This window comes from Clavibacter tessellarius (genome assembly GCF_001618005.1).
GTDB lineage: Bacteria > Actinomycetota > Actinomycetes > Actinomycetales > Microbacteriaceae > Clavibacter > Clavibacter tessellarius_A.
In genome coordinates, this window is record NZ_LQXA01000053.1 from 133,549 (window position 1) to 157,491 (window position 23,943).

Below are 23,943 nucleotides of genomic sequence, written 5' to 3' on the forward strand. Positions count from 1 at the left end.
CGAAATGCCGTCTCAGCCGAGGCGTGTACCGCGATTACAGGAGAACTCCACACGTGAAGACCACGGTCGAAAAGCTGAGCCCCACGCGCGTCAAGCTCGCGATCTCTGCCACCCCCGAAGACCTGAAGCCGCACATCGACCACGCCTACGGCCACATCGCCGAGCAGGTCGCCATCCCCGGCTTCCGCAAGGGCAAGGTGCCGCCCGCCATCATCGACCAGCGCGTCGGCCGCGAGGCCGTGCTGGAGCACGCCGTGAACGACGGCATGGACGGCTTCTACCAGGCCGCGGTGAAGGAGACGGACATCCGTCCCCTCGGCCGCCCCGAGGCGGACGTCAAGGAGTGGCCCGGCAAGGACCTCACCGGCGACCTGCTCCTCGAGATCGAGGTCGACGTGCGCCCCGAGTTCGACCTCCCCTCCTACGAGGGCCTCGAGCTCACGGTCGACGCCGTCGAGGTCACCGACGACGAGGTCGGCACCGAGCTCGACGGACTGCGCAGCCGCTTCGGCACGCTGATCACGGTCGACCGCCCCGCGAAGACGGGCGACTTCGTCCAGATCGACCTCACCGCGACGATCGCCGGCAACGCCGTCGACACCGCGAGCGGCATCTCCTACGAGCTCGGCTCCGGCGACCTCATCGACGGCATCGACGAGGCGCTCGAGTCCCTCACCGCCGGCGAGAGCACCACGTTCGAGTCGAAGCTGCTCGGCGGCGACAACGAGGGCGAGACGGCCGAGATCGCCGTGACCGTCCAGTCCGTCAAGGAGCGCGAGCTGCCCGACGCCGACGACGACTTCGCGCAGATCGCCAGCGAGTTCGACACCATCGACGAGCTGCGCGCCGACCTCAAGGTGCAGCTGGGCAAGTCCAAGGTCTTCGGCCAGGTCACCCAGGCGCGCGACCAGATCGTCGACAAGCTCCTCGAGACCGTCGAGATCCCCGTCCCCGAGAAGCTCGTCGAGGACGAGGTGCAGCGCCACCTCGAGAACGAGAACCGCCTCGAGGACGACGTGCACCGCGCCGAGGTCAAGGAGTCCAGCGAGAAGGCGTTCCGCCAGCAGCTGCTCCTCGACGTCATCGCCGAGAAGGAGGAGCTGCAGGTCAGCCAGGACGAGCTGACCCAGTACCTCATCCAGGGTGCGCAGCAGTACAACATGGAGCCGAACGAGTTCGTCCAGGTGCTGCAGCAGAACAACCAGATCCCCGCCATGGTCGGCGAGGTCGCGCGCAACAAGGCCCTCGCGGTCGTGCTCGACAAGGCGAAGGTCGTGGACGCCGACGGCAAGGTCGTCGACGTGACCGAGTTCACGCAGCCCGTCGTGCGCGACGCGGACGCGGTGACCGAGGAGCCCGGGGACGCGGACGCCGAGGCCGTCGTCGCCGACGCCCCCGCGGAGGAGGAGACCTCGGCCCCCGCCGCCGAGGAGGCGCCGGCCGAGAAGCCGAAGAAGAAGGCGGCGCCCAAGAAGAAGGCCGCCGCGAAGGCCGCGGACTCCGAGTAGCCGCATCCGCCGCCGCTCGCGCGGCCGGCATCATCAGGGCCCGGGGAGCAGATGCTCCCCGGGCCCTCGTGCGTCCGGCGGTTGTGCTCTCCGCCCGCGGCGGCTGTGCTCTCCGCCCGCGGCGGGTGTGCTCTCCGCCCGCGGCGGGTGTGCTCTCCGCCCGCGGCGGGTGTGCTCTCCGCCCGCGGCGGCTGTGCTCTCCGCCCGCGGCGGCTGCGCTCTCCGCCCGCGGCGAACACGGCCGTAGCGGCGGATGCGCTCCGATAGATTCATCACTCGAAGCGACGAATGAATGGGAGCTCGAACAATGGCCGAACCGACACTGGTACCCGGTGTTTTTGACCGACTGCTGAAGGACCGCATCATCTGGCTCGGATCCGAGGTCCGCGACGACAACGCGAACGAGATCTGCGCGAAGATCCTGCTGCTGGCGGCGGAGGATTCCGAGAAGGACATCTTCCTGTACATCAACTCGCCCGGCGGTTCCATCACCGCGGGAATGGCCATCTACGACACCATGCAGTTCGTCCCCAACGACATCGTCACCGTCGGGATCGGCATGGCCGCCTCCATGGGCCAGCTGCTCCTCACGAGCGGCACGAAGGGCAAGCGCTACATCACGCCGAACGCGCGCGTGCTGCTGCACCAGCCCCACGGCGGCTTCGGCGGCACGTCGAGCGACATCCAGACGCAGGCCCAGCTCATCCTCTCGATGAAGCAGCGCCTCGCCGAGATCACCGCCGGTCAGACCGGCAAGACGGCCGAGCAGATCAACGAGGACGGCGACCGCGACCGCTGGTTCACGGCCCAGGAGGCGCTCGAGTACGGCTTCGTCGACCACATCCGCGAGTCCGCGACCGACGTCGTCGGCGGCGGCGGCACCGAGACCTCCTAGAGCCCGCGACTTTCGAGACAGGTAAGAGAAGAGAACATGGAACTCCCCACCTTCGGCGGCGCCCGCGGCGCCGGCTCCACCGCCACGAGCCCGTCGTCGCGGTACATCCTCCCCAGCTTCGAGGAGCGCACGGCCTACGGCTACAAGCGCCAGGACCCGTACGCGAAGCTCTTCGAGGACCGCATCATCTTCCTCGGCGTCCAGGTGGACGACGCGTCGGCGGATGACGTCATGGCCCAGCTGCTCGTGCTCGAGTCGATGGACCCGGACCGCGACATCGTGATGTACATCAACTCGCCCGGCGGCTCCTTCACGGCCATGACGGCCATCTACGACACGATGCAGTACGTGTCGCCGCAGATCCAGACGGTCTGCCTCGGCCAGGCGGCGTCCGCCGCGGCCGTGCTGCTCGCGGGCGGTGCACCCGGCAAGCGCCTCGCGCTGCCCAACGCGCGGGTGCTCATCCACCAGCCCGCCACGGGCGAGTCGAGCGGCGGCCAGGCCTCCGACATCGAGATCCAGGCGGCGGAGATCATGCGCATGCGCTCCTGGCTCGAGGACACGCTCGCGAAGCACACCAACCGCGACCGCGACCAGATCAATCGCGACATCGAGCGCGACAAGATCCTCGGCGCGGACGAGGCGCTGGAGTACGGCCTGATCGACCAGGTCCTCACCTCGCGCAAGAACCTGACGGCGGCGATCCCCGCCCGCTAGGCCCGCACAGCGGGAGAGGGGCGGTCGGCATCAGCCGACCGCCCCTCTCCCTTTCGCCCGGACGCGTCAGGCCGCGGGCTCCGCGATCTCGCCGCGCTCGATGGCCTCGCGCTCCAGCTCCCGCACGATAGGCAGCACCTGCGTGCCGAACACCTCGATGTCCTCGAGGTAGTGCAGGAAGCCGAGCAGGAGCAGGTCCACCCCGCGCTTGCGGTACTCCACCATGCGGCGCGCGATCTGCTCGGGCGTGCCGATGAGGCCCGTCCGGAAGCCGTCGTTGTACTGCACGAGGTCGCGGAACGTGGAGTCCGACCACATGCCCTTCCCGTCGCCCGTGGAGGATCCCGCCTGCTTCACCGCCTGCCGGAAGCCCTCCACGGCATCCGGGTTCGCCTTGGCGATGATCTCCTCGAGCACGTCCTGCGCCTCCTGCTCCGTGTCGCGCGCGATGACGAAGCCGTTGAGGCCGAACCTGACGCGCTCAGCCCGTCCGGCGGCGCGGGCCGAGGCGAGCACGTCGTCGCGCTGCTCCTCGAAGCCGGCGAAGTCCTTGCCGTTGGAGAAGTACCAGTCGGTGACCCGGCCGCCCATCTCCCGCGCGTCCGTGCTGTTGCCGCCCATGAAGATCTCCGGGTGCGCGCGGCCGGGCACGGCGACGGGCGGCGGCTTGAGCGTGAAGTCGTGGATCCGGTAGAAGTCGCCCAGGTGCGTGAAGTCCTTCTCCGTCCAGAGGCCGCGGAGCACGCGGATGAACTCCTCCGTGCGGCGGTAGCGCTCCCCGTGCTCGAGCCACGGCTCGCCGAATCCGACGAACTCGTCCTTCAGCCAGCCGGAGACGACGTTGACCGCGGCGCGGCCGTGCGACATGTGGTCGGCCGTGATGATCCACTTGGCCAGCACTCCCGGGTGCCAGAGCCCCGGGTGCACGGCGGCGATCACCTTGAGGCGCTCGGTGGCGAGGAGGAGGCCGAGGGAGAACGACGTGGACTCGTGCTGCTGGTCGGCGCCGTAGGACGCGGCGTACCGGACCTGGCTGAGGGCGTAGTCGAAGCCGTTCCGCTCGGCGAGCTGGGCGACCCGGACGTTGAAGTCGAAGTCGAAGTGCGTGCGCTGCTCGATGTCGCTCGTCACGAGGCCGCCCGAGACGTTCGGGACCCAGTAGGCGAAGGACAGCGCGTCGGGGGATGCGGTGGCGGAGTTCTCGGTCATGCGGACATGCTGGGCGACCGAGGCTGGGGCGCACCCGCGTGTTGCGCCGTGTGACGCCGCGCTACCACGCGACGGGCCGTCCTCCCAGGGGTCCGGGCGATGTCCCATGCACGGGTTAGGCTCGTGGCACACCGCACGACTTCCGGGGAGGCATTCATGGCACGCATCGGCGAGAGCGCGGATCTGCTCAAGTGCTCCTTCTGCGGGAAGAGCCAGAAGCAGGTCCAGCAGCTGATCGCGGGACCGGGCGTCTACATCTGCGACGAGTGCGTGGAGCTCTGCAACGAGATCATCGAGGAGCGCCTGGCCGAGGCCAGCGAGGAGACCACGGGCGAGTTCGACCTCCCCAAGCCGAAGGAGATCTTCGGCTTCCTCGACGAGTACGTCATCGGGCAGGAGGCCGCCAAGCGCGCCCTGTCCGTCGCGGTCTACAACCACTACAAGCGCGTGCGCGCGGTGGGCACCATCGGCCCGGCGGAGGCCGTGGGCGAGGAGATCGAGATCGCCAAGAGCAACATCCTGCTCATCGGGCCCACGGGCTGCGGCAAGACCTACCTCGCGCAGACGCTGGCGAAGCGGCTCAACGTCCCCTTCGCGGTCGCCGACGCCACGGCGCTCACCGAGGCCGGCTACGTCGGCGAGGACGTGGAGAACATCCTCCTGAAGCTCATCCAGGCCGCCGACTACGACGTGAAGCGCGCCGAGACCGGCATCATCTACATCGACGAGGTCGACAAGATCGCGCGCAAGGCCGAGAACCCGAGCATCACGCGGGACGTGTCGGGCGAGGGCGTGCAGCAGGCGCTGCTGAAGATCCTCGAGGGCACGGTCGCCTCGGTGCCGCCGCAGGGCGGACGGAAGCACCCGCACCAGGAGTTCATCCAGGTCGACACCACGAACGTGCTCTTCATCGTGGCGGGCGCCTTCGCGGGCCTCGAGGACATCATCAGCCAGCGCGCCGGCAAGAAGGGCATCGGCTTCGGCGCCCCGCTGCACCGCAAGGACGTGAACGCCGACGTGTTCGGCGAGGTGCTCCCGGAGGACCTGCACAAGTTCGGCCTCATCCCCGAGTTCATCGGCCGGCTGCCCGTCGTCACGACCGTCACGCAGCTCGACCAGCGGGCGCTCATGGAGATCCTCACCAAGCCGCGCAACGCCCTCGTGCGCCAGTACCAGAAGATGTTCGAGCTCGACGGCGTGGAGCTGGAGTTCGAGCAGGGCGCGCTGGAGTCCATCGCCGACCTCGCGGTGCTCCGCCAGACGGGAGCCCGCGGGCTCCGCGCCATCCTCGAGGAGGTGCTCGGGCCGATCATGTTCGACATCCCCTCGGACGACGAGGTGGGGCGCGTGGTCATCACGCGCGAGTCGGTCGTGCAGAACGCGGCGCCCACCATCGTGCCGCGCGCGTCCATGCTCCGCGCGGAGAAGTCCGCCTGATCCGTGCCGCGGCACGCGGCACCGCGACACGAGAGCGCTGCACCCTCAGGGGTGCGGCGCTCTCGTCGTCCGGGGACGCGGATCAGTCGGCGAGGCCGCGGCGCTCGAGGAGCGGCTCGATCACGGCGTCGCGGCCGCGGAAGTCCCGGTAGGCCTCGAGCGGGTCCCGGGATCCGCCCACGCCGAGGAGCCGGGATCGGAAGCGGTCGCCGTTGGCGCGTGTGAGTCCGCCGTTCTCGTGGAACCACTCGACGGTGTCCGCGTCCAGCACCTCGCTCCAGATGTAGGAGTAGTACCCCGCGTCGTAGCCGCCCGCGAACGTGTGCTGGAAGTAGCTCGACGCGTAGCGGGGGAGGACCGCGGGCACGTCGAGGCCGACCGCCGCGAGGGCATCAGCCTGGAACGCGTCCACGTCCTCGATGACGTCGTCGACGCCGAGACGGTGCCATGCCTGGTCGAGGAGCGCGGCGCCCAGGTACTCGCTCGTGAGGAAGCCCTCGTTGAAGGCGGAGGAGGCCCGCACCGCGGCGACGAGCTCCTCGGGCATGCGCTCACCCGTCTCGTGGTGCACGGCGTAGGACGCGAGGATCTCCGGCCACAGCATCCACATCTCGTTCACCTGGCTCGGGAACTCGACGAAGTCGCGGAAGACGTTGGTGCCGGCGAAGCGCGGGTACGTGACGCGCGCGAAGAGACCGTGCAGGGCGTGGCCGAACTCGTGGAACAGCGTGTTCGCCTCGTCGTAGCTGAGGAGGGTCGGCTGGCCGGCGGGCGGCTTCGGCACGTTGAGGTTGTTGAGCACCACGGCGGGCGTGCCGAGGAGGTCGCTCTGCGAGATGAGCGGGTTCATCCACGCGCCGCCGCGCTTCGAGTCGCGCGTGTGCAGGTCGAGCACGTAGAGGCCGACGGGGGAGCCGTCCTCGTCCCGCACCTCGAAGACGCGCGCGTCCGGGTGGTAGGAGGTGATGTCGTCCCGCTCGGCGAACGTCACGCCGTAGAGCTCCGTGGCCGCGCGGAAGACGCCGTCGTGCAGCACGCGCTCGGACTCGAGGTAGGGGCGCATGCGCGCGGTGTCGACGGCGTAGCGCTCCGTGCGGACCCTCTCGCTGTAGAACGCCCAGTCCCATGCGGCGAGCTCGAAGGTCGGCTCGCCGCGCTCCTCCTGCGTGCGGTCGATCACGCGCTGCAGCTCGACGGCCTCGGCGCGGGCGTTGCGGGCCGCGGCCGGGGCGAGGCGGCCGAGCATCTCGGCGACGGCCTCCGGGGTCCCGGCCGTCTGATCGGCCGTGACGGCGGCGGCGTGGCTCGGGAAGCCGAGGAGGGCGGCACGCTCGGCGCGGAGGCGCGTGATCTCGAGCACGAGCGGACGGTTGTCGTGCGCGTTCCCGCGGGCGCCGCGTGCGAGCGACGCCTCCATGATGCGCTGCCGCAGCCCCCGGTCCGTGAGCTGGGCGAGGTAGGGGTGGCCCGTGGGCAGCACGAGCGTGATGAGGTGCTTCCCTTCCAGCCCGCGGTCGGCGGCGGCCTGCGCGGCGGCGGCGATCGCGCCCTCACTAAGTCCGTCGAGCTCGGCCGGGTCGTCGACGACGACCGCGAGGTCATTGGTGTCCTCGAGGAGGTTCGACTCGAAGCGCGTCGTGAGCACCGACAGTCGGCGGTTGAGGTCGCGCAGGCGCCCCTTGGCGTCGTCGTCGAGGCCGGCGCCGGCGATCGTGAACTCGGCGAGGTACCGCTCGACCAGGTACACGGACTCGGCGTCGAGGCCAGCGTCGTGACGCCCCTCGTGCACGGCGCGGATGCGGGCGTAGAGCGCGGCGTCGAGGCGGATCGCGTCCTCGTGGGCCGTGAGCTCGGGGGCGATCTCCGCCTCGAGCTCCCGGGTGAACGGGGAGCTGTCGGACGAGGTGAGCGTGAAGAAGACGTGGGAGACGCGGTCGAGGATCCTCCCCGCGCGCTCGAGGGCGACGAGCGTGTTCTCGAACGTCGGCGCCTCGGGGGAGTCGGCGACGGCGCGCACCTCCGCCAGGTGCGCGGCGATCCCGGCCTCGAACGCGGGGCGGAAGTGCTCCTCCCGGATATCGTCGAAGGGGGGCATCCCGGAGGGCAGGGGGCTCGGCTCGAGGAAGGGGTTCGGGGGCGTCGTCATACAGCGAGCCTAGGCCGGGCGCCGACCTAGGCTCGGAGGGTGAACAGCGAGCGATACACCCACGGCCACCACGAGAGCGTCCTCCGCGTGCACAGCGCACGCACCGTCCGGAACTCCGCCGCCTACCTCGAACCGCATCTGCGGGCCGGGCTCGACGTGCTGGACGTGGGCAGCGGGCCCGGGACCATCACGGTGGAGCTCGCGCGCATCGTCGCTCCCGGGCGCGTGGTGGGGATCGACATGTCCGAGGAGGTCGTGCGGCAGGCCGTCGCCCTCGCGGAGCAGCAGGGCACGGCGAACGTCGAGTTCGTCTCCGGATCCGTGTACGAGCTGCCCTACGCCGACGCGTCGTTCGACGTCGTGCACGCGCACCAGGTCCTCCAGCACGTCGGCGACCCCGTGCGGGCGCTGGCCGAGATGCGGCGCGTCACGCGTCCCGGCGGGCTCGTGGCCGCCCGCGACGTCGTCTACTCGAAGGTCGCGCTCTTCCCCGAGACGGACGGGCTGCGGCTCTGGGCCGACGTCTACCTCCCGGTGCACCGGGCCAACGGCGGCGAGCCCGACGCCGGATCCCGGCTCAAGGCCTGGGCGCACCGGGCCGGCTTCACCGACGTCGCGTCCAGCGCGTCCGTGTGGTGCTTCTCCTCCGACGACGAGCGCGCGTGGTGGGGAGGCGCGTGGGCCGACCGCGCCGTCGCCTCCTCCTTCGCCGGTCAGGCGCTCGAGGGCGGCTTCGCCTCCGACGACGACCTGCAGGCCATCCGGGCCGGCTGGCAGGAGTGGGCGGCGGACGCCGACGGGTTCCTGGCGATGCCGCACGGGGAGATCCTCGCGCGCCGCTGACCCGGCGCCGCCGCCGCCGCCCCCGTCCCCGTCCCCGTCCCCGTCTCCGGACGCGAGGAGGCCCGCCGGACGCGAGGAGGCCCGCCGGACGCGAGGAGGCCCGCCGGACGCGTGGTCGGGCGGGCCTCCTCGTGCGGCGTCTCCGCGTCGCGGCGACGCGTCAGTCGTCGAACGGGTCGTCGGTGCTCTCGCCGGGGATCGTGATGGTGGCCGCGTCCTCGATCGGGTCATAGCGGATCACGGTGCCGTCGTCGAGCTCGACCACGGGCTTCCTCTCGAGCCAGGTGAGGGTCCAGCGCCACTGGGACGTGTCCGCGTCGAGCGCGACGACGTCGGACTCGACGGTCTTCACGGCGAGGAGCACGACCTCGGGGAGCTCCGCCGGGGCGGTGCCGCCGACGGGCCAGCGCGTGCCGAGCTGCATCAGACGTCCTGCTCGTAGGTGACCCACGTGGTGCGGCGGGCGACCCGGTCGTAGAGGCGCTGCGCGTCGGCGTTGTCCTCGGCGGTGATCCAGCGGAGCATGCTCGCGCCGTCGCGGCGCGCGACCTCGGCGACCGCGCCGATGAGCTGCTCGCCGACGCCCTGGCGGCGCGAGATCTCGCGCACGTAGAGGTCGTCGACCAGCAGGCCGTCGGTGCCGCGCGCGAGCCTCGCGAAGCGGTGGAAGTGCGCGAGGCCGACGAGGGCGCCCTCGTGCGCGTCGTCGACGGCGACGAGCGCGGTGCTCGCGTGCGCGTCGTCGATGAGGCGGCTCCAGGCGAGCACGGCCGCCTCGTCCGTCAGCTCGGTGCCGTAGGACTCGGCGTAGCCGGCGAACAGGTCGAACCAGGGGAAGAAGTCGCCGTCGCGGACGGGGCGGATCGAGATGGTCATGCGTCGGTCTCCTCGTGCTGCTCGGCGGTCGCGAGCGTGATGCGGGTGACGGCGGGGCCGTCCCCCTCGGTGAAGGTCAGGTTGGTGATGCGGCCCACGGCGCGGAGGTCCTCGGCCACGAGCTCGAGCGAGCGGATGTCCTCCGGCGAAGCGGAGACCACGGCCTCGGCGACCGGGGTCTTCTGCGACGCCTTGGCGTCGGTCTTGGCGCGGCGGATGCCCACGAGCGCCCGGCCGGCGAGGGCGAGCAGGCGCGGGTCGGCCGTGCCGCCGGTCGCCGGCGCATCCGGGGTCGGCGCGGTCGGCCAGGCGGCGGTGTGGATCGAGCCGTCGTGCGACCAGCTCCACGCCTCCTCGGCCGCGAACGGCACGAAGGGCGCGAACAGTCGCAGCAGCACGTCGAGGGCCTCGCGGAGCGCCGCGACGGCGGATCCCCGGTCGGCCGGGTCGGCGTCGGCCGAGTACGCGCGGTCCTTGACGAGCTCGAGGTAGTCGTCGCAGAAGGTCCAGAAGAAGCTCTCCGTGACCTCGAGCGCGCGGGCGTGGTCGTACTCCTCGAGCGCCGTGGTGGCGGTCTCGACGACCTCGGCGAGGGCGGCGAGCATCCCCACGTCGATGGCGTGCGTGGCCCGGGCGCCCTCCGGCGCCTCGAAGGAGAGGATGAACTTCGCGGCGTTGAGGACCTTGATCGCGAGCCGACGGCCGATCTTGATCTGCGTCGGGTTCTGCGGGTCCATCGCGGCGTCGACGCCGAGGCGCGCGGACGCGGCCCAGTAGCGCACGGCATCGGAGCCGAACTGCTCGAGCGTGGCCGCGGGGGTCACGACGTTGCCCTTCGACTTCGACATCTTCTTGCGGTCGGGGTCGAGGATCCAGCCGGAGATCGCGGCCGTCCTCCACGGCGCCTGGCCGTGCTCCAGCTCGGCACGGAGGACGGTGGAGAAGAGCCACGTGCGGATGATGTCCTGGCCCTGCGGGCGCATCGAGAACGGGAAGACGAGGTCGAACAGCTCCGGGTCGCGCTCCCAGCCGCCCGCGAGCTGCGGGGTGAGGGACGAGGTGGCCCAGGTGTCCATGACGTCGAGCTCGCCCTGGAAGCCGCCGGGGACGCCGCGCTGGTCCTCGGTGTATCCGGGAGCGGGATCCGACGACGGGTCGACGGGGAGCTGGTCCTCCGTCGGGGTGATCGCCTTCGCGAACTCCGGGTTGCCGTCGGCGTCGAGCGGGTACCACACGGGCAGCGGCACGCCGAAGAAGCGCTGGCGCGAGACGAGCCAGTCGCCGTTGAGGCCGCCGACCCAGTTCTCGTACCGGACGCGCATGAAGTCGGGCACGAACCCGATCTCGCGGCCGCGGCCGAGGAGGCGCTCGCGCAGCTCCTCGTCGCGGCCGCCGTTGCGGATGTACCACTGGCGGGTCGAGACGATCTCGAGGGGCTTGTCGCCCTTCTCGTAGAACTTGACGGGGTGTGTGATCTTGCGCGGCTCGCCGAGGAGCTCGCCGGACTCGGTGAGGAGCTCGACCATCGCGGCCTTCGCGGAGAAGACGGTCTTGCCGGCGAGGGCGGCGTACGCCTCGCGGCCCGCCTCGGACGTGATGGCGGCGGGCGCCTCGGAGACGATGCGGCCGTCGAAGCCCACGATCGCGCGGTTCTCGAGCTGCAGCTCGCGCCACCAGACGACGTCGTTGAGGTCGCCGAAGGTGCAGACCATGGCGATGCCGGATCCCTTGTCGGGCTGCGCGAGGTGGTGCGCGAGCACGGGCACCTCGACGCCGAAGACGGGTGTCGTGACGTTCGTGCCGAACAGGCCCTGGTAGCGCTCGTCGTCGGGGTGCGCGACGAGGGCGACGCAGGCCGCGAGGAGCTCGGGGCGCGTGGTGTCGATGATCACGTCGTCGCCGCCGGACCGGTGGAACGCGAGGCGGTGGTACGCGCTCGGCTGCTCGCGGTCCTCCAGCTCGGCCTGCGCGACCGCGGTGCGGAAGGTGACGTCCCAGAGCGTGGGGGCGTCGGCCTGGTACGCCTCGCCGCGGGCGAGGTTGCGGAGGAAGGCGCGCTGCGACGCGACCTGCGCCTCCTGGCCGATGGTGCGGTAGCTCTGGCGCCAGTCGACGCTGAGGCCGAGCGTGCGGAAGAGGTCCTCGAACTGCTTCTCGTCCTCCTCGGTGAGGCGCTCGCACAGCTCGATGAAGTTGCGGCGGGAGATCGGCCGCTGGTCGCCCGGCTTGGACGTGCCGCCGGTCTCCGCGGGCTGGAAGGACGGGTCGTAGGGGAGCGTGGGGTCGCAGCGGACGCCGTAGAAGTTCTGCACGCGGCGCTCGGTGGGGAGGCCGTTGTCGTCCCAGCCGAGCGGGTAGAAGACGCTCTCGCCGCGCATCCGGCGGTACCGGGCGATCACGTCGGTGTGCGTGTAGCTGAAGACGTGGCCGATGTGGAGGGAGCCGCTCGCCGTGGGCGGCGGGGTGTCGATGGAGAAGACGGTACCCGCGGCGGCCTCGTCGCGGCGGAAGTCGTACGTGCCGTCGGCCTGCCAGCGGTCGCCCCACTTGGCCTCGAGGCCCTCGAGGGCCGGCTTGTCGGGGACCCGGGCGACCTGGCCGGTCGCCTCCTGCGCGGTGTCCGGACGTCGTTCGTCAGCCATGCGTGCTCCGGTTCCCTCGATGTGGACGGCACCGTGTCGATGGTGAGGTGCCTTCTGTGCGGGGATCAGGCTACCGGATGGGGGCGCGACGGCCGGATGCGGGGACCGTCGCGGGCCCCGCATCCGGCGCGGGCATCAGGCGTCGGCGTCCTCCCGGGCGGCGCGGAACGCCCGGCGCATCGCGTCGACGCGGGCGGTGAGCTCGGCCGGGACGCGACCGCCGAAGCGCGCGAAGTGCGCATCCACGGCGTCGAGCTCCTCCAGCCAGGAGCCCGGATCCAGCGCCAGCAGCTCGTCGAGCGCGCCCTCCGCCAGGTCGAGCCCGGCGACGTCGAGGTCGTCCGGGAGGGGCAGGCCGCCGACCGGGCTCGGCCGGACGTCCACGCGGCACTCGACGCGGCGGACGATCCACTCGAGCACGCGCGCGTTCTCGCCGAAGCCCGGCCAGAGGAAGGAGCCGTCGTCGCCCCTGCGGAACCAGTTCACCTGGAAGACCCGCGGGGCGCCGGCGCCGAGTCCCGCGCCGACCTCGAGCCAGTGCCGCCAGTGGTCGGCCATGTCGTAGCCGACGAAGGGCTGCATCGCGAAGGGGTCGTGGCGGAGCTCGCCCACCCGGCCCTCCGCCGCGGCGGTGCGCTCCGAGGCCATGGTCGCGCCGACGAAGACGCCGTGCTCCCAGTCGTCGGCCTCGGCCACGAGCGGGACGTTGGTCGCCCGGCGCCCGCCGAAGAGGATCGCGTCCACCACCACGCCGTCGGGGTCGTCCCAGTCGTCGGCGAGGGTCGGGCACTGCTCGATCCCCACGGTGAAGCGGGCGTTCGGGTGCGCGGCGGGCGTGCCGGAGGCGGGTGACCACGGCTGCCCCTGCCAGTCGACGAGCCCGGCGGGCGGCGTGGGGGTCATGCCCTCCCACCACACGTCGCCGTCGGGGCGGAGGGCGACGTTCGTGTAGATCGCGTTGCCCCAGATCGTCGACATGGCGACGGGGTTCGTGGCCTCGCCGGTGCCGGGCGCGACGCCGAAGAGCCCGCGCTCGGGGTTGACCGCGCGGAGGCGGCCCTGCACGTCCGGCCGGAGCCAGGCGATGTCGTCGCCGAGCGTCTCGACCGTCCAGCCGGGGATGGTGGGGGTGAGCATCGCGAGGTTCGTCTTGCCGCACGCCGACGGGAACGCCGCGGCGACGTGGAAGCGACGGCCCTCGGGGCTCGTGATGCGGATCAGGAGCATGTGCTCGGCGAGCCAGCCCTCGTCGCGCGCCATGGCCGAGGCGATGCGGAGCGAGAAGCACTTCTTCCCGAGCAGGGCGTTGCCGCCGTAGCCCGAGCCGAACGAGATGATCTCGCGCTCCTCGGGGAAGTGGCAGATGCGCTTGTCGGCGTTGTGCGGCCACGGGACGTCGGCGGTACGGCGGCCGGCGTCGTCCACGAGCGGCGCGCCGAGGCCGTGCAGCGCGCGGACCCACGCGGTGTCCGGGCCGATGAGGCGGAGCGCGTCGTCGCCCATCCGGGTCATGAGGGCCATGCTCGCGACGACGTAGGGGCTGTCGGTGATCTGCACGCCGAGCTGCGAGATCGCGCCGCCGAGCGGGCCCATCGAGAACGGGACGACGTAGAGGGTGCGACCGCGCATGGATCCGGCGAACAGCTCCCGGAGCTCGGCGCGCGTCTCCGCCGGGTCGCGCCAGTTGTTCGTGGGGCCGGCGTCCGACTCCTGCGCGGAGCAGATGAAGGTGCGGTCCTCGACGCGCGCGACGTCGGCCGGGTCGCTGCGGGCGAGGAAGCTGTGCGGGCGCCATTCCGGGTTCAGCCGGATGAGCGTGCCGGCGTCGACCATCTGCCGGGTGATGCGGTCGTACTCGGCGACGCTGCCCGTGCACCAGACGACCCGGTCCGGCAGCGTGAGCGCGGCGACCTCGGCGACCCAGGCGGCGATCCGGGGATCGCGGCAGAGCGCGGGGGCGGCCGTGCCGGGCGGCAGGGGAGCGGCATCGGGTGTCGCGGCGGGCGCTGCCGCGGCGGGCGCTGCCGCGGCGTCCGCGGCGGCGGGATCGGCCGCGCGCGGTCCGGCGGCGGTGAGCGGGCGTGCGTCCTGGATGGTGGTCATGTCGGTCCGTCCTCGTCGATCGGTCTGTTGTTCCAGCCTGCGACCGGTCAGGATGGGGTTCCAGGATCCGTCGGCGTGAAGAAGCGCCGATGTTCACGGAGAGGTGAAGGAATGGACCAGCTCGTCATCGGCCGCCGCATCCGGCACGCGCGGAAGGGAGCCGGGCTCACGCTCCAGGCGCTGGGGGAGCGGGCGGGGATCCTGCCGAGCCAGCTGAGCATGATCGAGAACGGCCGGCGCGAGACCCGCCTCTCGACGCTCGGGCGCATCGCGGGGGCGCTCGGGGTGGACGTCACGCACCTGCTCGCGGCCGACGCGCCGGACGCCCGCTCGGCCCTCGAGATCGAGCTCGACCGGGCCCAGCGCTCCTCCCTCTACGGCTCGCTCGGGCTGCCGGCCGTGCCCGCGAGCCGTGCGCTGCCGCAGGAGACGCTCGAGGCGCTCGTCGGCCTGCACCGCGAGCTCGCGCGCCGTGCCCGCGAGTCGATCGCGACGCCCGAGGAGGCCCGGCGCGCGAACACCGAGCAGCGGCTGATGATGCGCGGGCGCGACAACCACATCCCCGAGATCGAGGAGCTGGCCGAGCGGATGCTCGCCGACGTCGGCCACCGTGCCGGGGCGCTCTCGCACCGGAGCGTCAGCCGGATGGCCGAGGGCCTCGGCTTCGAGCTCATCTACGTGGACGACCTGCCGCGCTCGACGCGCTCGGTCACCGACCTCGGGGAGGGGCGCATCTACCTGCCGCCGGCGTCCATCCCCGGCGGACACGGACTCCGCTCGATGGCGCTGCAGGCGATGGCGCACCGCGTGCTCGGGCACGAGGAGCCCGCGAGCTACGCCGACTTCCTGCGGCAGCGGCTGGAGATCAACTACTTCGCGGCGGCCTGCCTCATGCCGCTCACGCAGTCGGTCGAGTTCCTCGGCGACGCCAAGGCCAGGCGCGACCTCGCCGTGGAGGACTTCCGCGACGCGTTCGGCGTGACGCACGAGGCGGCGGCGCTCCGGCTCACGAACATCAGCACCACGCATCTCGACCTCCGCGTGCACTTCCTCCGGGTCGGCGGCGACGGCGCGGTCTACAAGGCGTACGAGAACGACGGGCTGCCGCTGCCGGTCGACGTCACGGGCGCGGTGGAGGGGCAGCCGGTGTGCCGGGAGTGGGCGGCGCGCGGGGCCTTCGACCGCACGAACCGCACGACCGAGTTCCACCAGTACACGGACACGCCCGCGGGCACCTTCTGGTGCTCGACGCAGACCGGGTCGACGGCCGAGGGCGAGTACTCGATCTCCTTCGGGGTGCCGTTCGCGCACGCGAAGTGGTTCCGCGGGCGGGAGACGACGGCGCGGAGCGTGTCGCGGTGCCCGGACGAGTCGTGCTGCCGGCGGGCGGATCCGGAGGACGCGGGCCGGTGGCGCGACCGCGCGTGGCCGAGCGCGCGGCTGCACGCGCACATCCTCGCGCCCCTGCCGCGCGGCTCGTTCCCCGGGGTCGACGACCGGGAGCTGTACGCGTTCCTCGACCGGCACGCGGGCGTCTGACGCCGGCGCGCGACGGTCGTCCGCGGGTCCGGGCGGGTGGCCGTCAGCGCGGCGCGGCGCCCGGATCCAGCTTCGGCACGGCGTCGAGGAGCGCCCGCGTCACCGGATGCGCCGGACGCTGGAGCACGTCTTCGGCATATCCGCGCTCGACGACGCGGCCCTCGCTCATCACGGCGACCTCGTCGCTCATGTGCGCGACGACGCCCAGGTCGTGCGAGATGAGCAGCAGCCCGAGGCCGAGGCGGCGCTGCAGCTCGTCGAGCAGGTCGAGCACCTGCGCCTGCACGGCGATGTCGAGCGCGGAGACGGGCTCGTCGCAGATGAGCACGTCCGGCCGCGCGGCCAGGGCCCGCGCGATGGCGACGCGCTGGCGCTGCCCGCCGGAGAGACGCGCGGGGCGGCGGCGCAGCAGCGCGGGCTCGAGCCCCACCTGTGCGAGCAGCGTGGCGGGGGAGTCGCGGTCGTCCGGCCCGCGCGGGTCGGCGACGGCGAGGGCGTCGCGCAGGATGCGGTCGACCGTCCAGCGCGGGTCGAACGAGGCCAGCGGATCCTGGTACACGGCGCCGACGCGGGGGCGGCGGGCGCGGCGCTCCCGCTCCGGGATGCCGCTCCACGGCGCGCCGTCGAGGGTCACGGTGCCGGCGTCGGGCTCCTCGAGCGCGAGCAGGAGGCGCGCGACGGTCGTCTTGCCGGAGCCGGATCCGCCCACCAGCCCGAGCGTGCGCCCGCGGCGGACCTCGAGGGAGACGTCGTCGACGGCCGTGCGGACGGATCCGCCGGGGTCGCGGTAGGAGCGGGTGAGGCCGGCGGCGCGGAGGGCGACGCCGCGGTCCTCCGGCGAGGTGGACGCGGGGCGGCGGTCGTCGCGGCCCGGGTCGGCGGATGCCGGGGCGCCGGGGGCCGCCGCCGCGATCCGCTCCTCCGAGAGCGGCACCCCGCGCGGCACGCCCGTCGGCACGGCGGCGACCAGCGCGCGCGTCCGCCTGTGCGCGGGCGCGCGGAGGACGTCCGCGGTGGGGCCCTCCTCGACGACGCGGCCGTCGTGCATGACCGCGACGCGGTCCGCGAGCCGGGCGACCACGGCGAGGTCGTGGCTCACCAGCAGCGTCGCCTGGCCGGCGCCGCGCAGCTCGCCGAGGAGGTCGAGGATCCGCGCCTGCACCGTCGCGTCGAGCGCCGTCGTCGGCTCGTCGGCCACGAGCAGCGGCGGGTCGAGGGCGATGGCGGCCGCGAGCAGGGCGCGCTGGCGGAGGCCGCCGGAGAGCGCGCCGGCGCGCTGGCGGACGCGCGTCCCGGGATCCGGCATGCCGACGCGCTCGAGCAGCTCCATGACGCGCGCCTGCCGCGCGCGGGCGTCCCGCATGCCGTGCAGGCGCAGGGCGTCGCCGATCTCGCGGCCGACGGGGCGGAGCGGGTCGAGCGACGAGAGCGGGTCCTGCAGGACGAGGCCCACGCCGGATCCGCGGACGCGCCGCCACTCGCGGGGCGTGGCGGCGCGGAGGTCGCGGCCGCCGATCTCGAGGGCGTCCGCCTCCACGTGGGCGCCCGCGCCGGCGAGGCCGAGGAGGCTCCGGGCGGTGACGCTCTTGCCGGATCCCGAGGTGCCCACGAGCGCGAGGCACTCGCCCGGCGCGATGCGGAGCGAGACGCCGTGCACGACGGGCACGCCGCCGAAGGAGACGCGCAGGTCCTCGACGCGGAGCGCGAGGGACGCGACGGGCGCCTCGGAGGCGTCGCGCGCGCCGGGCGCCGAGTCCGCCGATGGGTGGGGGCCGCCGCTCACGACTCGCGCACCCGTCGCTCGAGCGCGCGGCCGAGCACGGTGGAGGCCGTCGCCGTGAGCACGATCATCAGGCCCGGCACCACGGTCAGCCACGGCGCGGAGCCGATGTAGGTGCGGCCCGCGGCGAGCATGGCGCCCCACTCGGGATCCGGCGGCACCGTGCCGAGCCCGAGGTAGCTGAGCGACGACGCCCACACGATGGCCTGGCCGACGCCCAGGGTCCCGAGCACGAAGAGCGGCGCCGCGGTGTTCGGCAGGATGTGCCGCGCGAGCACCACGAGCGGAGGACGGCCGAGCACGGTCGCGGCCTCCACGTACGGCGACCGCCGCACCGACATCACGCGGCCGCGGATGATGCGCGCGTATCCGGGCGCGGCCGAGACGCCCACGGCGAGGGTGGCGCTGCCGATGCCGGGCCCGAGGATCACGATGAGGAAGAGCGCGAGGAGGAGCCCGGGGAACGCGAAGACGACCTCGATGACGCGGTTGACGGCGAAGTCGGCGACACGGCCGAGGAGCGCGGCGGCGAGGCCGAGGACCGCGCCGAGGCCGAGGCCGATCGCGGTCGCGCTCACCCCGATCACGAGGCTCGGGCCGGCGCCGTGCACGACGCGCGTGAGCACGTCGCGGCCGGACTCGTCGGTGCCGAGGAGGTGGCCGGGCCCCGGCGCGCGGAAGGCCTCCGCGGGGGCGATGGCGAGCGGGTCGCCGGGCGCGAGGAGACCGGGCGCGAGGGCGGCGGCCACGAGGAGCGCGACCACGAGCGCGGCGCCTGCGGTGCCGGCGATCGCGAGGATCCGGACGGGAGGGCGCGACGGCGCCGCGGTGAGCAGCGTCTCGGCGCGGGGGTCGCTCATCGCGCAGCCGCCTGCGGGGCGGGCGCGCCGGCGGGAGTCGACGAGTCGAGCGGGGGTGCAGGGGCCGCGGATGGCACGGGCCCGGTGCGCGCGTCGACGAGGCGCGGGTCCACGAGGCGCGCCAGCAGGTCGGTGACCGCGGTGAGCACGATGTAGACGACCGCCACCACCAGCACGACGCCGACGATCACCGGGACGTCCCGGCTCGTGACGGCCGACAGCGCCGTGCGGCCGAGGCCCGGGCGGGCGAAGATCTGCTCGACCACCACCGCGCCCGAGATGAGGAACCCGAACGCCCAGCCGGAGAGGGCGATGCCCGGGGCCGCGGCGTGCCGGAGCGCGTGCCGCAGCCGCACGCCCGACTCGGACTCCCCGCGCGCCCGGGCCGCGAGCGCGAACGGCGAGTCGAGCGCCTCGAGGAGCGCCTCGCGCATGATCTGCCCGAGGAACCCGGCCAGCGGGATCGCGAGCGTCAGCACGGGGAGCACGAGGCCCGCCGGAGAGGATCCGCTCACCGCCGGCAGCCAGCCGAGGCCGGTGGAGAAGACGAGGATGAGCACCACCCCGATCCAGAAGTGCGGGAGCGACGCCGCGACGATCTCGATCCCCGCGCCGAGCGCCGCGGCGACCCGCCCGGCCCCGGTGGAGACGAACGCCAGGGCGAGCGCGAGGATCCACGCCACGGCGAGCGCCAGCACCGCGAGCAGCAGCGTGCCCGGCAGCTGCCGCGCGAGCACCGCGACCACGTCCTCGCGGAGCGCGTAGGACCGGCCGAGGTCGCCCTGCGCGAGGCGGCCGAGCTGCGCGAGGTACTGCACGAGCAGCGGCTGGTCGAGCCCGTACTCGGCGCGCACGGCGGCGACGGCCTCGGGCGGGGCCTGCGAGCCGGGGCCGCCGAGGATCGCCTGCGCCGGGTCGCCCGGGATCAGGCGCACCGCGAGGAACGTCACGGTCGCGACCGCCCACAGCACGAGAACCGCGCCGCCGATCCGCGCGCCCGCGGCCCGCAGGAGCGCGGGCGCGCGGGCGGCGGACACGGGCCGGCTGCGGCCCCGCGTCACCGGGCGAGCCAGGTGTCGTACAGCGTGGGCGTCGCCACCGACGGCAGCGCGCGGAGGCCCTGCACGGCCGTCCCGTGCAGGAAGTGGTTCTGCTGGTCGTAGAGCGGCAGGATCCAGTGCCCGGCCATCACACGCCGCTGCACGTCGGCGTAGAGCGCGTTGCGGCGGTCGAGGTCGGTGGTGGAGCGGGCCTCGGCGAGCGCCCGGTCGATCTCGGGCACGGAGACCTTGGCGTGGTTCGCGAAGTAGCCGCTGGGCGCGGGCGTGATGCCCGAGGTGTCGTAGAGGATCCGCAGCACGTCCGGCCCCGCCTTCGTGTACGGCGCGCTCACGAGCTCGTACGCGTCGTCGCCCAGCGCCTCGTACCAGCGGCCGAGGTCCATCGGCTCGAGCTGCACGTCGAACCCGACCTGCTTGGTGGTGGCCTGGATCTGCTCGAACAGCGACTGCTCGGCGGGGATCGACTGGTTGGTGCTCACGGGGAAGCGCAGCGTGAGCCGCTTCCCGTCCTTCGTGCGGATCCCGTCGGCGTCCTTCGTGGACCAGCCCGCCTCGTCGAGGAGCGCGGCGGCGCGGTCGGCGTCGATGCCGAAGAGGTCGGGGTCGGAGACGGCCGCGGGCTCCGTGCTCGCGAGCGGCGAGTACGAGCGCTCCGCGGTGCCCTGGAACAGCGCCGTGATGCCCGCGTCGACGTCGGCCGAGCGGATGAACGCCTCGCGCACGCGCTCGTCGTCGAAGGGGGCCCGGCCGGAGTTCAGCTCGATGCGGTTGGACGCGCCCGGTCGCGGCGCGTCGAGCTCGCCGAGCGTGCCGCCGGAGGTCGCGGAGGCGATGGCGTCGGGCTGGGCGTTGTCGATCACGTCGACCTCGCCGCTCTGCAGGGCCGCGTAGCGCGAGGCGGCGTCGGGCAGGAAGCGCCAGTCGATGCGCTCGAGGTAGGCGGCGCCGGTGTGGGCGGCGTCCGCGGGCGGCGAGGAGTAGGCGTCGTTCCGCACGAGGGAGATGGACTGCTGTCGGTCCCAGCGCTCGACGCTGAACGGTCCCGTTCCGATGGGCTGCGCGCAGTTCGCGTCCGTGCCGCGGGAGATGCCGGCGGGCGACTCCATGGCGAGCCACGGTTGCGAGAGCGACTCGAGCAGCGCGCTGTCGGGCGCCTGGAGCGTGAGCTGCACCGTGTCGGCGTCGACCGCGGTCGCGTCCGTCACGGCCTGCAGCGCGAGGTACCCGGTGGAGGAGAGCGTGGCGGGATCCTGCACGTGCCGGATGTTCGCGACCACGGCGTCCGCGTCGAACGGCGTGCCGTCGGTGAAGGACACGCCCTGCCGGAGCTCGAGCGTGAGGCCGAGGCCGTCGTCGCTCCAGGTCCAGCTGTCGGCGAGCCACGGCGTGATCCCGCCCTTCCCGTCGAGGGACACGAGCGGCTCGAGGAACTGCGAGGACACGAGCGCCTGCGGGTAGTTGCCGCCGACGTGCGGATCGAGGCAGTCGGGCTCCGCGTCGCCGGAGGCGTAGACGAGGGTGCCGCCGGAGACCGGGGTCGTGGACGCTTCGGGGGTGCCGGTCGTGCAGCCGGTGAGGACGAGGGCGGTCGCGGCGAGGGCGCCGAGACCCGCGAGGGCGCGGGCGCGCGGGGTGGGGATCATGGGTGCTTCCGATGTGCGCGCCGACGGGCGCTGGTGCGGGTGGTTTCTGTACCGCGTCCAACAATACGCGAGGCCGCCGACGCCGGTGCGCGAGGATGGGCGCATGACCTCCGCCCGTCCCGCCGGCCGCCCGCGCCGCTCGTCGCGCGCGACCCTGGAGGAGGCGGCCGCCGAGCTCTTCCTCGAGCACACGTACGCGGCGACCACCGTGGAGCAGATCGCCCAGCGTGCCGGGGTCAGCCGCGCGACCTTCTTCAACTACTTCGCCTCCAAGGCCGACCTGCTCTGGGCGGGCCTCGATGACACCCTGCGCGAGGCGGGCGCGGCGGTCGCCGGCGTCGGTGCTGGCGGGGCCCCTGTCGACGCGGTGGTCGAGGCGATCGCGACGGGTGCTGGCGGGGCCCCTGTCGACGCGGTGGTCGAGGCGATCGCCACGGCCGCCCGGAGCCGGGGCGAGGGGTGGCTGCCGCTCGCGCTCACGCAGCACGAGGTCATGGGGCTCGGCGCCGACGTCGCGGGGGAGGGCGTCGCGCGGGCCGCGCCGCTCGTGGATCCGGTCGCCCAGGCCCTCGCCCGGGCGACCGGCCGACGCGCGTCGGACGGCCCCGTGCGCGTGGCGGCGTCCGTCGTCGCCGCGGCCACGGCCGCCGCCGTCATGGCCTGGGCCGCCGACGGGGTCGGCCGGGGTCCGCTGGAGGACGCGGTGCGCCGCGCGCTGGACCCGCTCCGCCCGGCTCTCGCGGCCTCCGTCGCCGTCGCCGCCAGCTGAACGCCGCGCGTCCTGCCGGCGAACGAGCAGACGGCGTCGGCCGCGGCCCTTCCGCGACGGGAGGGTGCGGTCCTACCCTGGCCGCGCGGCGCGACCGCGCCGCTCCCTCGAGATGAGAAGAGACGCCATGCACCTCATCCACGCCCTCGCCGACCGCCCGCGACGGGAGGGCACCCGGTGGCATCCCGGCCGTGCCCGCCGCCTCCGGGCCCTCCCCGCCCTGCTCGCCCTGCTCGTCGCGATCGCCGGGCTCTCGGCGGTCGCGCCCGCGGGATCCGCGGAAGCCGTCGTCGCCGCATCCGGCCGCGCCACGCACTACTCGCTCGGCCCGGACGGCAACCCGACGAACGGCAACTGCTCGCTCCCCGCCATCCCCGCGAACCGCCTCTACGTCGCGGTCGGCCCGGACGACTACGCCGGCAGCGCCGCGTGCGGCACCTACCTCGACGTCACCGGCCCGAAGGGGACGGTGCGCGTCGAGGTCGCGGACCAGTGCCCCGAGTGCGAGCACGGGCACCTCGACCTGAGCGAGGAGGCGTTCCGCGCCATCGGCGACTACGACGCCGGCATCATCCCCATCTCCTACGCGCCCGTCGCGGCGCCGACGGTCCCGCCGCTCGCGTTCCGCCTGAAGGAGGGGTCGTCGGCGTACTGGGCGGCGATCCAGGTCGTCGACGCGGGGACGGAGCTCCGCTCGGTCGAGGTCCGGGTCGGCACGAACTGGGTCCCGCTGTCGCGGACGACCTACGGCTACTGGCTCGCCTCGTCGGGTCTCGGCGCCGGGCCGTACACGGTGCGCGTCACGGACGTCACCGGGCGCACGGCGACGGTCCCGGGCATCGCCCTCGACCCGATGCGGCTCCAGCGCACCACGGCGCGGCTCGGCTGACGCGTGCGCCGCGGCGCGGCGGTGGGAACCGCCGCGCCGCGTGCCCGTGCCGAGGCCAGGATGTCCGCATGACCTCCGACGCCCCCGGCACGCCCGCCCGCTCCGACCTCGCCTCCTCGTTCGGCGCGGTCGCCGACCAGTACGACCGCGTGCGGCCCGGGTACCCCGACGAGGCCGTCGACTGGATGCTCCCCGCGGGCTCCCGCCGCGTCGTCGACCTGGGCGCCGGCACCGGCAAGCTCACCCGGCTCCTCGCCGCCCGCGGCCTCGCCGTCACCGCGGTGGAGCCCGACGCCGGGATGCGCCGGGTGCTCGCCGCATCCGCCCCCGACGTCGACGTCCGCGCGGGCAGCGGCGAGGCGATCCCCCTGGGCGACGGCGAGGAGGACGCGGTCCTCGTCGCGCAGGCGTGGCACTGGATGGACGCGGGCGAGGCGGCGCGCGAGTGCGCCCGCGTCCTCCGACCCGGCGGGCGCCTCGGCATCGTGTGGAACAACCTGGACACGGAGGTCGACTGGGTCCGCGAGTTCGACGCCCTGCTGCACCCGGCGGGGTCGCGTTCCTCCAACACCGCCCCCGAGCCCGGCCCGTTCCCCGGCTTCGGCCCGGTCGAGCACGCGTCCTTCCCGCACGTCCAGCGCCTGTCGCCGGAGGACGCGGTGGCGTTCGCCGGGTCCATCAGCGTCGTCAGCACGCTGCCCGAGGACGCGCGCGCCCGCCTCCTCGACGACATCCGGACGCTCCTGGCCGGCCACCCGGACACGGCGGGGCGCGACGTGCTCGAGCTCCCGTGGCGCGCCGACGCGTACCGGTCCCAGCTCGGCGGCTGAGCCGCCGGATCCGCCGCCCGGGCGCGCTAGCATGGGGGCACAGGCATCGATCCGGCCATCACCGGGGAGCCTTCGGAAGAGAGCCCCGCGGGCACGTCGGCGGGGAAGGTAGAACCGAACGGGTCGGGTCCGTCATCGCCTCTGGAGAGCGGTCGCGCCATGCGCGGCAAGCGGGGTGGTACCGCGCTCGGGATCC

At 73.5% G+C, this 23,943-nt stretch carries 19 protein-coding genes; 9 read left to right on the top strand and 10 right to left on the bottom strand.

What is annotated here, in order from left to right; translation table 11 throughout:
- The first annotated feature begins 53 nt into the window (after nucleotides 1-53).
- The 3 genes from tig (at nucleotide 54) to AWH51_RS14510 (ending at nucleotide 3,120) form a co-directional block, all read left to right on the top strand.
- Nucleotides 54-1,508 carry a trigger factor gene (tig, locus tag AWH51_RS14500; protein WP_063072759.1) on the top strand — a complete coding sequence of 485 codons (1,455 nt, stop codon included), beginning with the start codon at nucleotides 54-56 and terminating at the stop codon, nucleotides 1,506-1,508.
- Nucleotides 1,509-1,815: 307 nt separating this feature from the next.
- A complete protein-coding gene (locus AWH51_RS14505) occupies nucleotides 1,816-2,403 on the top strand; it encodes an ATP-dependent Clp protease proteolytic subunit (protein ID WP_012038150.1) in 588 nt (195 codons plus the stop codon).
- A 36-nt stretch (nucleotides 2,404-2,439) separates the two neighbouring features.
- Nucleotides 2,440-3,120 carry an ATP-dependent Clp protease proteolytic subunit gene (locus AWH51_RS14510; protein ID WP_012038151.1) on the top strand — a complete coding sequence of 227 codons (681 nt, stop codon included), beginning with the start codon at nucleotides 2,440-2,442 and terminating at the stop codon, nucleotides 3,118-3,120.
- A 66-nt stretch (nucleotides 3,121-3,186) separates the two neighbouring features.
- On the opposite strand, the gene sfnG is transcribed toward AWH51_RS14510, so the two are convergent.
- The gene (gene sfnG / locus AWH51_RS14515; protein ID WP_063072760.1) at nucleotides 3,187-4,329 is read right to left on the bottom strand and encodes a dimethylsulfone monooxygenase SfnG; all 1,143 of its coding nucleotides are present in this window, start codon (nucleotides 4,327-4,329) and stop codon (nucleotides 3,187-3,189) included.
- A 156-nt stretch (nucleotides 4,330-4,485) separates the two neighbouring features.
- On the opposite strand from sfnG, the gene clpX reads away from it, so the two are divergent.
- Entirely contained in the window at nucleotides 4,486-5,766 is a 1,281-nt protein-coding gene (gene clpX, locus AWH51_RS14520) for an ATP-dependent Clp protease ATP-binding subunit ClpX (protein ID WP_063072761.1), read from the top strand.
- A gap of 82 nt (nucleotides 5,767-5,848) precedes the next feature.
- Here clpX and AWH51_RS14525 read toward each other — a convergent pair whose 3' ends face one another.
- The gene (locus AWH51_RS14525; RefSeq protein ID WP_063072762.1) at nucleotides 5,849-7,912 is read right to left on the bottom strand and encodes a M3 family metallopeptidase; all 2,064 of its coding nucleotides are present in this window, start codon (nucleotides 7,910-7,912) and stop codon (nucleotides 5,849-5,851) included.
- Nucleotides 7,913-7,951: 39 nt separating this feature from the next.
- On the opposite strand from AWH51_RS14525, the gene AWH51_RS14530 reads away from it, so the two are divergent.
- Complete coding sequence (locus tag AWH51_RS14530) at nucleotides 7,952-8,755, top strand: methyltransferase domain-containing protein (protein ID WP_063072763.1); 804 nt, start codon at nucleotides 7,952-7,954, stop codon at nucleotides 8,753-8,755.
- 160 nt (nucleotides 8,756-8,915) lie between these two features.
- Here AWH51_RS14530 and AWH51_RS14535 read toward each other — a convergent pair whose 3' ends face one another.
- The 4 genes from AWH51_RS14535 to AWH51_RS14550 all read right to left on the bottom strand — a co-directional run bounded on the left by AWH51_RS14535 (nucleotide 8,916) and on the right by AWH51_RS14550 (nucleotide 14,376).
- The gene (locus tag AWH51_RS14535; protein WP_063072764.1) at nucleotides 8,916-9,179 is read right to left on the bottom strand and encodes a hypothetical protein; all 264 of its coding nucleotides are present in this window, start codon (nucleotides 9,177-9,179) and stop codon (nucleotides 8,916-8,918) included.
- Nucleotides 9,179-9,631: a GNAT family N-acetyltransferase gene (locus tag AWH51_RS14540; RefSeq protein ID WP_063072765.1), complete on the bottom strand. Its 453-nt coding sequence runs from the start codon at nucleotides 9,629-9,631 to the stop codon at nucleotides 9,179-9,181. Before AWH51_RS14540 ends, AWH51_RS14535 begins: the two co-directional genes overlap by 1 nt.
- Nucleotides 9,628-12,273, bottom strand: coding sequence for a valine--tRNA ligase (valS, locus tag AWH51_RS14545; RefSeq protein ID WP_063072766.1), 2,646 nt, complete (start codon nucleotides 12,271-12,273; stop codon nucleotides 9,628-9,630). Before valS ends, AWH51_RS14540 begins: the two co-directional genes overlap by 4 nt.
- Nucleotides 12,274-12,408: 135 nt before the next feature.
- A complete protein-coding gene (locus AWH51_RS14550; RefSeq protein WP_175345534.1) occupies nucleotides 12,409-14,376 on the bottom strand; it encodes a phosphoenolpyruvate carboxykinase (GTP) in 1,968 nt (655 codons plus the stop codon).
- Between the two features lie 111 nt (nucleotides 14,377-14,487).
- Between AWH51_RS14550 and AWH51_RS14555 the strand changes: the two genes are divergently transcribed.
- A complete protein-coding gene (locus AWH51_RS14555; RefSeq protein ID WP_063072767.1) occupies nucleotides 14,488-15,915 on the top strand; it encodes a helix-turn-helix domain-containing protein in 1,428 nt (475 codons plus the stop codon).
- Between the two features lie 43 nt (nucleotides 15,916-15,958).
- Here AWH51_RS14555 and AWH51_RS14560 read toward each other — a convergent pair whose 3' ends face one another.
- The 4 genes from AWH51_RS14560 to AWH51_RS14575 all read right to left on the bottom strand — a co-directional run bounded on the left by AWH51_RS14560 (nucleotide 15,959) and on the right by AWH51_RS14575 (nucleotide 21,259).
- Nucleotides 15,959-17,581, bottom strand: a complete 1,623-nt coding sequence (locus tag AWH51_RS14560; RefSeq protein ID WP_414146363.1) for a dipeptide ABC transporter ATP-binding protein — start codon at nucleotides 17,579-17,581, stop codon at nucleotides 15,959-15,961.
- A 113-nt stretch (nucleotides 17,582-17,694) separates the two neighbouring features.
- Nucleotides 17,695-18,555 carry an ABC transporter permease gene (locus AWH51_RS14565; protein ID WP_063072768.1) on the bottom strand — a complete coding sequence of 287 codons (861 nt, stop codon included), beginning with the start codon at nucleotides 18,553-18,555 and terminating at the stop codon, nucleotides 17,695-17,697.
- Entirely contained in the window at nucleotides 18,552-19,616 is a 1,065-nt protein-coding gene (locus AWH51_RS14570; protein WP_063072769.1) for an ABC transporter permease, read from the bottom strand. The genes AWH51_RS14565 and AWH51_RS14570 overlap by 4 nt, the downstream gene beginning before the upstream one ends.
- Nucleotides 19,613-21,259, bottom strand: a complete 1,647-nt coding sequence (locus AWH51_RS14575) for an ABC transporter substrate-binding protein (RefSeq protein WP_063072770.1) — start codon at nucleotides 21,257-21,259, stop codon at nucleotides 19,613-19,615. Before AWH51_RS14575 ends, AWH51_RS14570 begins: the two co-directional genes overlap by 4 nt.
- Nucleotides 21,260-21,362: 103 nt before the next feature.
- Here AWH51_RS14575 and AWH51_RS14580 point away from each other — a divergent pair, with 103 nt between their 5' ends.
- From AWH51_RS14580 to AWH51_RS14590, 3 genes are all read left to right on the top strand, one after another.
- Nucleotides 21,363-22,028 (top strand): TetR/AcrR family transcriptional regulator, encoded by a 666-nt coding sequence (locus AWH51_RS14580; protein WP_063072771.1) that lies wholly within the window; start codon nucleotides 21,363-21,365, stop codon nucleotides 22,026-22,028.
- A 127-nt stretch (nucleotides 22,029-22,155) separates the two neighbouring features.
- Nucleotides 22,156-22,917, top strand: coding sequence for an expansin EXLX1 family cellulose-binding protein (locus tag AWH51_RS14585; RefSeq protein WP_063072772.1), 762 nt, complete (start codon nucleotides 22,156-22,158; stop codon nucleotides 22,915-22,917).
- A gap of 68 nt (nucleotides 22,918-22,985) precedes the next feature.
- The gene (locus AWH51_RS14590) at nucleotides 22,986-23,747 is read left to right on the top strand and encodes a class I SAM-dependent methyltransferase (protein ID WP_063072773.1); all 762 of its coding nucleotides are present in this window, start codon (nucleotides 22,986-22,988) and stop codon (nucleotides 23,745-23,747) included.
- Nucleotides 23,748-23,943 lie beyond the last annotated feature (196 nt).